This is a genomic window from Corallococcus sp. AB030, from assembly GCF_003668965.1.
GTDB lineage: Bacteria > Myxococcota > Myxococcia > Myxococcales > Myxococcaceae > Corallococcus > Corallococcus exiguus.
Genome location: NZ_RAWQ01000010.1, coordinates 32,662 through 45,158, shown reverse-complemented (window position 1 = coordinate 45,158; position 12,497 = coordinate 32,662). Strand labels below are relative to the sequence as shown.

Below are 12,497 nucleotides of genomic sequence, written 5' to 3'. Positions count from 1 at the left end.
GGAAGAACCCATGTGGAAAGCCGGAGATCACCGCAAAGGTTTCAGTGGGCCGACTTCCTGTGCGACGCACACGCACGATGTGCGTGACACAGGCGCCCTTGCAATGTGTCCGGGGGAGCAGAACTGGATACGAGAATACCACTAGGAATGGGTTCTACTGAACTTGAACAAATTGCTCGAATCGCTCACATTCGCTCGTCAGCCCTGCTTCCTGGTCTTCAGCACTCACTCCGCCCTCCCTTGACTCCGCGAGTTCCCTTCTTCGAACCGCCGTGAATCGAGTGCGGGTGCGGGGACTCCCTGATCGCACACCATGACTGCTCCCCTGTATCGCCTCGCGGACGCCACTCTCGTTGAACCGCTCGTCCAGGACTTCCAGGCCTGGTGGATGACGGTGGCGCCCATGCCCGCGAGCCTGCATCTGCAGGCCTATCTGCTGCCGCTGCTGAAGGCCTACCTGCAGACGCCGGACTTCCACGCGAAGGCAGCGAAGGATCCGGAGCTGAGCGGCAGCTCCTTCGTGGGCATCGCGCCGGAGCGCGCGGAAGAGGTGCGCGCGCTCATGCAGCGGATGACCACCGCGCAGGAGGACAACATCAAGCTGGCGGAGGCGTTCGACGAGTTCCAGACGCAGCTGCTGGCGGAGGCCAAGGGCCAGTCCCTGGAGCCGCTGTATTCGCGGCTGCCGGACGTGCTCAAGGGCAAGGTGGAGCTGGTCTACGACTACGTGAACCGCCCGTCGATGCGCGTGCACGAAGGCCTGCTGTACCGCGGCCCTCACCACAAGACGGAGCTCCAGTCGATGCGGCTCCGCCGGCTGAAGGCGGACGCGGAGCGCGACTCGCTGCTCACCACGCCGCGCCTGATGGAGGCGGGGCAGCTGGACTGGAAGGTGCCCTTCCACGACGAGCGCCTGGACAAGCTCTTCAGCCTGGACGTGGAGCCCAAGCCGCTGGAGTGGATCCGCGACCTGCTGGGCGACGCGGTGAAGTCCGACGCGGACCTGATGCCCCTGCTCACGGAGGCGACGCAGACCCTTCCCGAGACCTGGAGCGGGCCGGGGGTGCGCATCCGCTACGTGGGCCACGCGTGCGTGCTGGTGGAGTGGAAGGGCACGTCCATCCTCATCGACGCGGTGGTGCCGGTGCGGCCGGAGAAGATGGGCCCGCTGGAGCGCATGTCCTTCGCGGACCTGCCCCGCCGCATCGACTACGTGGTCATCACCCACAGCCACCCGGACCACCTGGACATCGAAACGCTGCTGCGCCTGCGCCACCGCATCGGCACGCTGATGGTGCCGCGCGCCAGCGGCGCCCTGGCGGGGGACTACTCGCCGCGGCTGTTGGGCAAGGCGCTCGGCTTCAAGAACGTGCTGGAGCCCTACTTCTACGAATCCCTGCCCATCCCGGACGGCGAGATCATCGCCGCGCCGTTCATGGGCGAGCACGGCGACGTGGCCCACGCCAAGTCCGCGTGGATCATCCGCACCGGCGAGGATCGCCTGTTCTTCGCCGCCGACTCCATGTGCGTGGACGAGACGACGTACCGCGACCTGCGCAGCACGGTGGGCGATCTGCACACGGTCTTCATGAACACGGAGATCGTCGGCGCGCCGCACACGTGGATGCTGGAGGGCTTCTTCCCCAAGAAGCGCGACCGCAAGCTGGAGAAGAACCGCCGGTGCCGCGGCAGCAACTCCGCCGAAGGCCTGCGCCTCCTGGAGCTCGTGGGCGCGAAGCGGATCTTCAATTACGCCATGGGCCTGGAGCCCTGGATGGAGCACATCATCGGGCCCGCCGCCACGCCGGAGACGCCCCGCATGAAGGAGTCGGATCTGCTGCTCACCACCGCTCGCGAGCGCGGCCTCCAGGCCGAACGACTCGAGGGCGCGCGGCAGGTCCACCTCAAGGGCTGATTCGCACGCGGGCGCAGGGCGGCCTGGCCGCCCTCCCCTCGTACGTTGGGCTCGACGGGACGAGCCCAACCGGTATGCTCCGGAACATGAGGAATCCCCGGAAAGAAACCCTCACGTTCATCGCGGTGGCGCTCGCGGTGAGCTGGACGATGGCCGTGGCGTTCATCGCGGGCGGCGAGAAGTCCGTGTGGCTGATGCGCTGGATGATGTGCGTTCCGGGCATCGTGGGCCTCGCGTGCTCGTGGTTCTTCCGGCGCGAGCCCCCTTCCGCGGTGGGCTTCTCCTTCCCCGGCTGGAAGTGGTGGTTCCTGGGGCTGGCGCTGCCGCTGGCGTACGGCGCCGTCATCGCGCCGCTGGCCTACGCGATCCGGTTCGCGACCGGGGACGCGTCCTTCATCCATTTCCAGCCGGAGCTGCTCAAGGGTCCGTTCGGGGTGACGGGCGTGGCGACGGTGCCGGTGATGATCCTCCTGTTCTGGGCGCTGACGGTGACGTGGTGGCTGGCCGCCGCCTCCGTGCGCTGGCGCTGGGTGGAGAAGCTGGGCGCGAAGCTGCCCGAGCGTTGGCGCTGGCTGCGCTACGGCCTGGTCGCGCTGGTGTGGGGGCCCGTCGTGGGCTTCGGCGTCCCCAGCGAGCTGGGTGAGGAGGTGGGCTGGCGCGGGACGCTGGTGCGCTGGTGGATGCACCGGCCGGCGCTGGCCGCGGCCATCACCATGCCGGTGTGGGCCGCGTTCCACCTGCCCCTCATCTTCTCCTCCACGCAGCGCGGGCACGTGGGGCAGAACGTGACGTTCCTCCTGTCCATCGCCGTGGCCGCGGTGGTGTTCGCGCAGCTCTACATGGCGTCGCGCTCCATCTGGCCGCCCGCCCTCTTCCACATCAGCTGGAACATCATCAACCCGCTGCTCTTCGGCAGCGTCTACAACGGCCGGCCGGGACTCTTCGGCGGTCAGGTCTGGGTCTTCAACGGCGAGGGCGTCTTCGGGCTCCTGCTCCACGGGCTGGTGGCCGTGTGGCTCTTCCGCCATTGGAAGCGGAGCGCCCGGACCACGGAAAGCGCGGTATTGCCGGAGTCCTCCGCGACGCCTGCCTGAGGCCTTGCGGCCCGGCGAGCGCAGGCTTTTCCGCATGTGACATCCCGGGCGGGCAACAGTTACTCTCCCGCGCGAGATGACCCCTGCCGTCCGGGCCGACATGGAAGCACGTGCCGACCGCGCCCTGCGCCGGGGCGAGCTGGCGGAGGCGTTCGAGCTCTTCGAGCACCTCCTGGCCGCCTTTCCGCGCGAAGAGAGCCTGGCCGCCAGGCTGGCCCAGCTGCGCGACAGCCTCCAGCCCGAGGAGCTGCAGCACCTGAAGAACCGCGTGCGCGAACCCCAGCGCCTCCCGCTGGGCCCGCCGTCGCCCATGCAGGAGGGCGAGCGACTCTTCACGTTGGGTGACTATGTGGGCGCCGCCGCCGCGTACCGCCGGGCACTTCAGGAGCGCCCCGGCAACGAACTGGTGCTGGAGCGGCTGGAGGAGCTGTACCGGATGGCCCGCGAGATGCCCGTGCAGTCCCCCACGGACCGGGCCCTTCCGCCACAGAAGGAGGATCGCCTCCAGGCCCTCCTGGACCGGCTGGCCTCCCGGCGTCGCCTCAAGCGCGACTGAGGGGCCGCCCCCGCGTCCCGGCGAGCGCGGATCCGACGCAACCGCTGATTCGCGCGTTGCACCCCCCTGGGGTGGCACCTACAATCGGCACCGACGTTGCTGTCATAGTGCCGCCCGTTCCTACTGACACCCGCGTCCGACTTCCTACGATCCTATGGCTCGACCTCTTCGACTCGGCGTCCTCACCGGCGGTGGCGACTGCCCGGGACTCAATGCGCTCATCCGTGGCCTCGTCCGTCGAGGCGTGCACGAGTTCGGCCACTCGTTCGTCGGCATCGAGAATGGCTACATGGGCCTGGTGGAGCCGGAGCTCGTCCGCCCGCTCGGTGTGGAGGACACGCGCGGCATCCTGCCCAAGGGCGGCACCATCCTCGGCACGTCCAACAAGGCGAACCCGTTCTCCTACCCGGTGCGTGAGGATGATGCCTGGGTGGATCGGGACGTGTCGGATTCGGTCCTGCGCCGCTGCGAGGAGTTGCGGCTGGACGGACTGGTCGCGATTGGCGGGGACGGCACGCTGTCCATCGCGCACCAGCTGGCGGAGAAGGGGCTGAAGGTCGTCGGGTGTCCGAAGACCATCGACAATGACTTGTCCGGCACGGACCAGACGTTCGGGTTCGACACCGCGCGGCTCATCGTCACGGAGGCGCTGGACCGGCTGCACTCCACCGCGGAGGCGCATGACCGCGTGATGGTGGTGGAGATCATGGGCCGCCACGCGGGCTTCCTCACGCTGGAGAGCGGCATCGCTGGCGGCGCGGACCTCATCCTCATCCCGGAGATTCCGTACCGCGTGGAGTCCATGCTGGAGACGCTGAAGCGGCGGGCCACGCGGCGGCGCAGCTTCTCCATCATCGCCATCTCCGAAGGCGCGTATCCGGAGGGTGGCGCGCTGTCCGTGCTGGCGGAGGCCGCGGACATCCCGGGGCGGGGCGTGGTGCGGCTGGGCGGCTCCGGCAAGGTGTGCGCGGATCTGCTGGCGAGCCACATCGCGGCGGAGATCCGCGTCACCGTGCTGGGCCACCTGCAGCGCGGCGGCAGCCCGAGCGCGGCGGACCGGGTGCTGGCCACGCGCTACGGATGCAAGGTGCTGGACCTGGTGCGGGACAACCAGTGGGGGCACATGGTGGCGCTTCGGAACAACGAAGTCGTTCCCGTGCCGCTGAGTGAGTCTCGCAAGGAGCGACGCGTGGACGTCCAGGGAGACCTGGTGCGGTTCGCGCGGAGCATGGGCATCGGGTTCGGGGACTGAGGGGAGAGCGCGCACCGCACGCCATGACGCTCGTCGGCCGCCATATCGGTCGCTATCGCATCCTGGAGGAGCTGGGCTCCGGGGGCATGAGCGTCGTGTACAAGGGCCTGGACACGGCCCTTGACCGCGAGGTCGCGGTGAAGGTGCTGCACCCGCACCTGGCCGGCAAGGACGAGTCGCGCCGCCGCCTGGCGCGCGAGGCCCGCGCGGTGGCGAAGCTGCACCACCCCAACATCCTGGAGGTGTTCGACTTCTCCTCGGCGGAGGCGCACGACGCCTTCATCGTCACCGAGTACATCCGGGGCCGGACGCTCAAGACGTACCTGGATGAAGGCCCGCTGGAGCCGCCGGAGCTGGCGGCGATGATCATCCACGAGCTGGCGGCGGCGCTGGCGCACGCGCACGAAGCGGGCGTCATCCACCGCGACCTGAAGCCTGAGAACGTCATGGTGCGCGAGGACGGGGTCCTCAAGCTCATGGACTTCGGCATCGCGCGGCTGCTGGACATCGAGGACCGGATGACGGTGACGGGCGCGCTGGTGGGTTCGCCCGCGCACATGTCGCCGGAGATCATCGAGGGCCTGGAGGCCGGGCCGGAGGCGGACGTCTTCAGCCTGGGGATCATGTTCTACGCGCTGATGACGGGCCGCCTGCCCTTCACCGCGTCGAACACCACGGCGACGCTCAAGCGCATCCTGGACGGGGCGTATGAAGACCCTCGCCGCCGCGTGCCCGCGCTGTCGGATGAACTGGCGGAGATCTGCGCGACGTGCCTCCAGCGCGACCCCGCGCGGCGCTACCCGAACGCGGGGAAGCTGCGCGACGCGCTGGCGGATGCGCTCGCGGGGCTGGGCTTCTCCCGCGTGGGCGAGGAGCTGATTTCGTTCTTCGCGGATCCGCCGTCGTACCAGCGGCTCGCGCGCCAGCGCATCGTCGCGGCGCTGCTGGAGCGTGGGGAGCGGCAGCTGGCGGAGAAGCGGACGCCGCGCGCACTGGCGTGTCTCAACCACGTGCTCGCGCTGGACGCGACGAATGAACGGGCGCTGGGGTTGCTCAAGGGCATCCAGCGTCAGCAGCGGCGGCGCACGTGGCGCAGGCGCGGCATCCGCGCGGGCATCGCGGCGGGCGTGGCGCTCGCGTTGGGGTTGGGCGGCTGGCAGCTGATCCGGATGAACGCGAGCGCGCCCGAGACGCCGAAGGTGCAGACGACGGATCCGCGCACCGAGGGCTCGAAGGCCTCGGGTTCCCAGCCCACGGCTGGCGGAACGACGGGCGCCTCCACGGGCACGCAAGGCACGGGCGCGGTCCAAGGCTCGCAGGGCACGGGCGGCACGGCGGGTTCGCCCGATCGCACGGGCACCCCTCAGGGCACGCAGGCCACGGGCTCGCGACCCAACGGTGCGCAGGGCTCGGGTGGCACGGGCACGCCTGGCCGGGATACCGACCTCAACCCTCGCGTCCCCTCCCCTCCAGATCGCACGTCCTCGCGCCCCACGGTGGTCGCCAGCCTCGACCCGCAGGACGACTCCAAGCCCGCGCGCAACGGCAAGCTCCCCGTGTCCATCCTCGTGCGCCCCTACGGCTCCATCCGCGTGGACGGCGGCCCCGCGGGCACGAAGCAGCTCGCGCAGCACGACGTGCAGCTGTCCCCTGGCGAGCACACCGTCATCGTCTCCTGCGACTACTGCGAGGACGCCACGGAGACCATCGACGTGAAGCCGGACCGCGAGAACGTCTTCCGCCTGCGCGCCTTGCTGAAGGCCTCGCAGCTGGCCATGGACTACCAGCCGCCGGACGCCACCGTGCGCGTGGGCGACGTGGAGCGCGCCGCGAACGACAGCCTCCAGCACCCCTTCGACATCCGCTCCCCCCGAGGCCCCGCCAGCTTCCAGCACCGCGTGGAGGTGGAGATCTCCTCCCCCGGATACAAGACCGAGAAGCGCGTCGTCCTGCTGGAGCCCGGCAAGCCCACCACCCTGCGCGGGAGCCTGGCGCCCGAATGAGCCGAGGCCCGCTGCTTCTCGTCGTCCTCCTGCTGGCCGCCCTGCTCGGCCCCGCGTCCGCGCGCGCCCAGGCGCCCATGGGCGCGGATCCGGAGGTCGCCGCGCTGCGCTCGTCGTTCGAATACGGCAAGTACGCGGAGGTGCTGGAGCGCGCCGGTCAGCGCATCGACCGGGGCGACCTGCCGGAGGAGGACCTGGTGGAGCTGCACAAGCTCGCGGGCCTGTCCGCCTTCAACCTCAACAAGACGGACGACGCCGAGCGCCACCTGCGCGCCGTGCTCCGGTTGGATCCCGACTTCAGCCTGGACCCCTTCGTCGTCCCGCCCCCGGCCGTCGCCTACTTCGAGGACCTCAAGAACCAGATGTCCGGCGAGCGCGATTTCCTTCGGCAGGAGCAGCGCCTGCGCCTGGAGCGAGAGAAGACCGAACAGGAGCGCCGGGAACAGGAGCGCGTCGCCCTGGAGACGCAGCGCCGCCGCGCGGAGGAGCTGGCCCGTCAGGTCACCGTGCGCACCGTGGAGAAGCACAACTTCCTGGTCAACTTCGTCCCCTTCGGAGCCGGCCAGTTCCAACAGGGCCGCAACGGCATGGGCATCGCCTTCGCCGCGACGGAAGGCGTGCTGGCCATCACCAGCATCATCGCGTTCTTCGCGTACGATTCGCTCTTCGAGGAGCGGCTCATCAACCTGGACAACGTGCTGGACGAGGACGGCCGCGCGTCCATTCCGGTGCGCTACATCCCCACGGACCGCGCCCGGCAGGCGGACACCTGGCAGCTGCTCAAGCTCGCGTCCGCCACCGGCTTCTACACCGTCTACACCCTGGGCGTGGTGGACGCCGTCTACCACCACGAGGACCAGGTGGTGAGCAGCACCACCGTCGAGTCCCGCCCCGAACCGAAGCCCTCTCCTACCGTCTCCCAGGCCGCGCCGCCGCGCGTGCGGCTGTACTCCACCAAGGGTGGGCTGGGCGCCGGCTTCTCTCTCACGTTCTAGCCCCGAACCCCAAAGTCCGCCCATGGCCAGCCTCACCGTTCGCACCCCCGATGGAAAGGTCCGCACGGTCTCCCTGCTCAAGCGCATCACCAGCCTGGGGCGGGGATCCGACAACGACGTGCCACTGGAGGACGCCAGCGTCCCCTCCAACGCCCTGCACGTCACCTTCGACGGCTCCCGCTACGAAGTCGGCAGCCTGGGCGCCACCTTCCACGTCAACGGCAAGCGGCGCGACAATCACGCGCTCGCCACCGGTGACGTGGTCAAGGTTGGCGGCACCGAGCTGACCTTCTCCCGCGAGGACGCCCCCCGCGAGCCCGTGCGCCGCGAGGTGCCCGAGCGGGAGGTGTCCCTCCTCCCCTCCGCCGCCACGGCCTCGTCTGATTCGCACACGGCGGAGCTACCCGGCGTGGTGGGCCGCGAGCTGGTGCTGCTCAAGCGGCTCACCGCGTTCAGCGAGCGGCTCTTCGGCAGCTACGACGTGGACCGCATCCTGGAGAGCCTGCTGGACGAGGCCATCGAGGTCACCCGCGCCGACAAGGGCTTCCTCATCCTGATGGAGAGCGGCGAGCCGCGCGTGAAGGCCGCGCGCAACGTGGCCCGGGAGAACATCGAGGACGCGGTGGAGAAGCTGTCCGACTCCATCATCGCCAAGGTGGTGAAGGACCAGAAGGCCATCATCGTCGCGGACGCGCTGGACGCGCCGGAGTTCAAGGCCAGCGAGTCCGTGGTGAACCTCAAGGTCCACTCCGTCATGTGCGTGCCGGTGATGCACAAGGGCGACCTGTTCGGCGTGCTCTACGTGGGCAACGATCGACTGGTGAACCGCTTCGAGCCCAAGAGCATGGACATGCTCACCGTGTTCGCGGCGCAGGCGTCCCTGCTCTTGCAGAACGCGCTGCTCGTGAACGACCTCAAGCTCGACAACACGGAGCTGCGCCGCAAGCTGGAGGACCAGCGCTACGGCGACATCGTGGGCGCGTGCCAGGGCATGCGGGACGTGTACAAGCGCATCGACAAGATCGCGCCCACGGACATCTCCGTGCTGATTACGGGAGAGACGGGCACGGGCAAGGAGCTCATCGCCCGGGAGGTCCACCGCCGCTCGCCGCGCACCAAGGGTCCGTTCATCACGGTGAACTGCGGCGCCATCCCGGAGAACCTGCTGGAGAGCGAGCTGTTCGGCCACGCCAAGGGCGCCTTCACCGGCGCGGTGGCCACGCGGCCCGGCAAGTTCCAGGCAGCCATCGGCGGCACGCTCTTCCTGGACGAGATCGGCGAGATGCCGCTCCAGCTCCAGGTGAAGCTGCTGCGCGCGCTCCAGGACAAGATTGTCTACAAGGTCGGTGAGAACCGCGGCGAGCCGGTGGACATCCGCGTGGTGGCCGCGACGAACAAGATTCTTGAAGACGAGGTGAAGCGGAACACGTTCCGCGAGGACCTCTACTACCGGCTCAACGTCGTCACCGTGAAGCTGCCGCCCCTGCGCGAGCGCGGCGAGGACGTCATCGTCCTGGGCCGCTTCTTCCTCCAGAAGTACGCGCGCGAGTTCAACTCCAAGGCGCGCGGCTTCACGCCCGCGGCCGCCGTGTCGATGAAGAAGTACGGCTGGCCGGGCAACATCCGGGAGCTGGAGAACCGCCTGAAGAAGGCGGTGGTGCTGGCGGACAAGCCGCTGCTCGGCGCGGACGACCTGGACCTCAAGCCGGAGAACCTGGAGCCCATCATGCCGCTGCTCCAGGCGAAGGAAGAGTTCCAGAAGCGTTACATCAACGAGGTCCTGGCCCGGAACAACGGCAACCGCACCAAGACGGCCAAGGACCTGGGGGTGGATCCCCGCACCATCTTCCGCCACCTGGAGAAACTGGAGGCGGAGAAGACGGGCGGTCCGCTTCCTCCCGAGGAGAACGAGGAACTGCTATAGCGTTCCTCCAAGCCACGCCATGCACCGTCACGCGACGCGACAGTCCCGGGGCATCCTCCAGCCGTTGGTGACGGCCCTGGGGCTCGCGGCGCTCGCGACGGGCTCCGGGTGCCTCATCCCCCAGGACGTGGCGCTGCTGGAGAGCCTGCCCGAGTTCAGGAACCGCCCGCCCCGCATCGTGGAGGAGCAGGTGGAGCCCTCCGAGCGCATCCTGCGCGCCTTCGGCGTGGGCAGCTGCACCCAGGACTTCAACGTGGTGGTGGAGGACCTGGACGTCGACGACCGCATCACCGTGGAGTGGTACGTGGACTACAACCCGTCCAACCCCACGGGCTACTACCGGCAGATCGTCCTCGCCAACACCGGCCAGCCCCGCCGTGACGACCGCGGCACGCTGCGCATGGACCTGCGCTCGGCCAACAACCCGCTGGCCCCGCCGGGCATCCACCTGATCGAGGCGTTCGTCACCGACCGGCACCTCACCAACCGCCAGCCGGATCCTCCGGACGAAGTCATCCTCGCGGACGGCGGCGTGGTGAAGAACCCGGGCTTCGTCACCTCGTACGCGTGGGTGGTGAACACCGTGGCGGGGGACTGCCAGTGAGGCGCGCGCTCCGGGCCCTGGCGCTGGCGCTCGGGCTGACCGGGGCCGGGTGCGGCTTCCTGGATGACGAGCCGCCCCCGGAGCAGCTGGTGTGCCGCTCCGACGCGGAGTGCGCCGCCGGCCAGGTGTGCTTCGTGGATGGCTGCGGCAACCCCGGCGGCGACATCGTCGTGGAGGTGCAGCCCCATCCCAAGGCGGGCCTGCTCGCGCAGGACTTCCCGGTGGACCGGCTGCGGGCGGAGCAGAACCTGGAGCTCTTCAGCCCCGTGCGCCTGACGGGCACCGTCACGAGCGGCACCACCGCCACGGAGGACGGTGGCACGGCGCCCGTCCCCTACCGCGCCCCCATCCACCTGCTGGCCACGGGCGACAGCCGCCTCATCCCGGGCGTGGCACGGCGCTATGAGACGACGCTCACCCCGGACGACGGCGCGTGGGTGCTGCCCGTGGGCAGTGGCCAGTACACCGTGACGCTCACGCCGGTGGACCCGTCCCTGCCGCCGCTGTCGCGCGACGCCTTCGTGGACCCTTCCTCGGGCGGCATGGTGGCCTTCGACCTGCCCACCGCGTCGCGCGTGGTGACGGTGACGGGGACGCTGATGCTCCAGGGTTCGAAGCGGGTGGACGCGGACATGGAGGTACAGGTGCTGGATGAGTCCCTGCGCCCGCTGTCCCAACGCGCCCGCGTGGCCCGCGACACGGGCGCGTTCCAGTTGGTGCTGGGCGCGGATGACGCAAGACGCGCCACGGTGCTCGTGCGCGCGACGCCCGTGAACGCCGGGGATCTGGTGCCCTGGAAGACCTTCGTGGTGGATCCGTCCACCATCCTCCCCATCCCGCTGGAGCTGGGCGACCCCGGCGCGGCCGTGACGGTGGAGGGCCGCGTGCTGGAGATGAACGGCCAGACGCCCATGGCTGGCGCGCGCGTGTCGCTCCAGGGCCGCGTGGCCGGCGGCGGCACCTTCAAGGGCGTGCCGGTGCTGACGGACGCGCAGGGGCGCTACCAGCTCACGTCCCTGCCCGGCGTCGCGGAGTCCCCGCTCACGCTGGTCATCGTCCCGCCGCCCAGCTCGTCCTCGCGGCTGACGCCCCAGCAGGTGGCGGTGGCGGCGGTGGACACGGTGCTGCCAGACGTGACGTGCCCGGAGCGCATGACGGTGGTGGGCAGCGTGAAGAACCCGGAGGGCACCGGCCCCGCGTCGGGCGTGCGCGTCGTGGTGGAGCCGGTGGGGGCGCTCGAAGGCTATCCGCAGCCGCCCCTGGGCTTCGAGTCGCCCCTCACCACCAACAGCGACGGCAACTTCGCGCTGGCCCTGGACCCGGGCGAGTACCGGCTGGACTTCCTTCCTGGGGAGAACCTGCCGCGCGTCAGCCGCTTCGTCACCGTGCCGGCCGGCACCGCCGATTCAGAGGTGATGACGCTGGCGGCCTTCACGCTGTCACGGGGCCGTTCGTTGAGCGGCCGCATCACCCTGCCCCCGGACCCCGCGCTGGCGCCGGACGGAATCGGGGCGAACGCTTCCGTGCGCTTCTTCCGCGTGGTGACGGTGGGAGGACGGCCGGAGTCCATCCTGCTGGCGCAGACAGTGTCCGACAGCACGGGGCGCTACTCCACCGTGCTGCCCACGCGCTGAAGCCGTGACTACCGGCCGCTGTCCTTGCGGCGCGCGGTGTCGAAGGCGGCGTGCAGCGCGTCCACCGCGCCGCCCACCTCGCCCGCGTACTGCACCGCGTGGATGGTGTAGAGGTCCTGCACCCGCGTGAGGTGGCGGTACACCGAGCGCAGCTCCACGCGCGCCGGATCCCTCGACTCCAGGGCGCACTCGGACTCGGACTTGCGCACGCGCGTCAGCCAGTCCGTGCGGAAGCGCATCCACTCCTGGTCGACCTTGCGGGCGGGGAGGACGTGCACGAGCTTCTCGCGCTCGGACTCCAGGTCCTTCCAGTGCGCGTCCGCGGCGTCCAGGCATTCGCGCACGGTGAGCGGTGGCGTCACGGCCGGGGGCCTCGCGGGCGTCATCGCCGCGACGGAGTGCCCCACGTTCCAGATCATCCACAGCGAGACCAGCGTGGCCAGCGTGATGTGGACCGCGTACGCGGCGCCACGGTAGCGGCGGAAGCGGGCGTCTTTCTGCGAGTCGGGAGCGGACACGG

General features: G+C 69.9%; 10 protein-coding genes. 9 read left to right on the top strand and 1 reads right to left on the bottom strand.

All coding sequences use genetic code 11. The features are described 5' to 3' along the window. The first annotated feature begins 313 nt into the window (after nucleotides 1-313). From D7Y15_RS04490 to D7Y15_RS04450, 9 genes are all read left to right on the top strand, one after another. The gene (locus D7Y15_RS04490; RefSeq protein WP_121751799.1) at nucleotides 314-1,915 is read left to right on the top strand and encodes an MBL fold metallo-hydrolase; all 1,602 of its coding nucleotides are present in this window, start codon (nucleotides 314-316) and stop codon (nucleotides 1,913-1,915) included. 86 nt (nucleotides 1,916-2,001) lie between these two features. Beyond that, entirely contained in the window at nucleotides 2,002-3,009 is a 1,008-nt protein-coding gene (locus D7Y15_RS04485) for a CPBP family intramembrane glutamic endopeptidase (RefSeq protein ID WP_158629005.1), read from the top strand. A gap of 76 nt (nucleotides 3,010-3,085) precedes the next feature. Continuing rightward, nucleotides 3,086-3,565, top strand: coding sequence for a hypothetical protein (locus tag D7Y15_RS04480; RefSeq protein ID WP_120575378.1), 480 nt, complete (start codon nucleotides 3,086-3,088; stop codon nucleotides 3,563-3,565). Between the two features lie 154 nt (nucleotides 3,566-3,719). After that, complete coding sequence (locus D7Y15_RS04475) at nucleotides 3,720-4,817, top strand: 6-phosphofructokinase (protein ID WP_121751797.1); 1,098 nt, start codon at nucleotides 3,720-3,722, stop codon at nucleotides 4,815-4,817. Nucleotides 4,818-4,840: 23 nt separating this feature from the next. Further along, nucleotides 4,841-6,820 (top strand): serine/threonine-protein kinase, encoded by a 1,980-nt coding sequence (locus D7Y15_RS04470; protein WP_121751796.1) that lies wholly within the window; start codon nucleotides 4,841-4,843, stop codon nucleotides 6,818-6,820. Continuing rightward, nucleotides 6,817-7,815: a hypothetical protein gene (locus D7Y15_RS04465; protein WP_120575375.1), complete on the top strand. Its 999-nt coding sequence runs from the start codon at nucleotides 6,817-6,819 to the stop codon at nucleotides 7,813-7,815. Before D7Y15_RS04470 ends, D7Y15_RS04465 begins: the two co-directional genes overlap by 4 nt. Before the next feature lie 22 nt (nucleotides 7,816-7,837). Beyond that, nucleotides 7,838-9,739: a sigma 54-interacting transcriptional regulator gene (locus D7Y15_RS04460; RefSeq protein WP_120575374.1), complete on the top strand. Its 1,902-nt coding sequence runs from the start codon at nucleotides 7,838-7,840 to the stop codon at nucleotides 9,737-9,739. A 19-nt stretch (nucleotides 9,740-9,758) separates the two neighbouring features. Further along, nucleotides 9,759-10,343, top strand: a complete 585-nt coding sequence (locus D7Y15_RS04455; protein WP_120575373.1) for a hypothetical protein — start codon at nucleotides 9,759-9,761, stop codon at nucleotides 10,341-10,343. Next, the gene (locus D7Y15_RS04450; RefSeq protein ID WP_169819990.1) at nucleotides 10,340-11,977 is read left to right on the top strand and encodes a carboxypeptidase regulatory-like domain-containing protein; all 1,638 of its coding nucleotides are present in this window, start codon (nucleotides 10,340-10,342) and stop codon (nucleotides 11,975-11,977) included. Before D7Y15_RS04455 ends, D7Y15_RS04450 begins: the two co-directional genes overlap by 4 nt. 8 nt (nucleotides 11,978-11,985) lie before the next feature. On the opposite strand, the gene D7Y15_RS04445 is transcribed toward D7Y15_RS04450, so the two are convergent. Further along, entirely contained in the window at nucleotides 11,986-12,495 is a 510-nt protein-coding gene (locus D7Y15_RS04445) for a hypothetical protein (RefSeq protein WP_169819991.1), read from the bottom strand. Nucleotides 12,496-12,497 lie beyond the last annotated feature (2 nt).

What these genes read in the sequence shown, in the direction of transcription:
- D7Y15_RS04460 (WP_120575374.1), top strand. Translation starts at nt 7,838, where the DNA reads ATGGCCAGCCTCACCGTTCGCACCCCCGATGGAAAGGTCCGCACGGTC.
- D7Y15_RS04455 (WP_120575373.1), top strand. Translation starts at nt 9,759, where the DNA reads ATGCACCGTCACGCGACGCGACAGTCCCGGGGCATCCTCCAGCCGTTG.
- D7Y15_RS04470 (WP_121751796.1), top strand. Translation starts at nt 4,841, where the DNA reads ATGACGCTCGTCGGCCGCCATATCGGTCGCTATCGCATCCTGGAGGAG.
- D7Y15_RS04480 (WP_120575378.1), top strand. Translation starts at nt 3,086, where the DNA reads ATGACCCCTGCCGTCCGGGCCGACATGGAAGCACGTGCCGACCGCGCC.
- D7Y15_RS04465 (WP_120575375.1), top strand. Translation starts at nt 6,817, where the DNA reads ATGAGCCGAGGCCCGCTGCTTCTCGTCGTCCTCCTGCTGGCCGCCCTG.
- D7Y15_RS04485 (WP_158629005.1), top strand. Translation starts at nt 2,002, where the DNA reads ATGAGGAATCCCCGGAAAGAAACCCTCACGTTCATCGCGGTGGCGCTC.
- D7Y15_RS04475 (WP_121751797.1), top strand. Translation starts at nt 3,720, where the DNA reads ATGGCTCGACCTCTTCGACTCGGCGTCCTCACCGGCGGTGGCGACTGC.
- D7Y15_RS04490 (WP_121751799.1), top strand. Translation starts at nt 314, where the DNA reads ATGACTGCTCCCCTGTATCGCCTCGCGGACGCCACTCTCGTTGAACCG.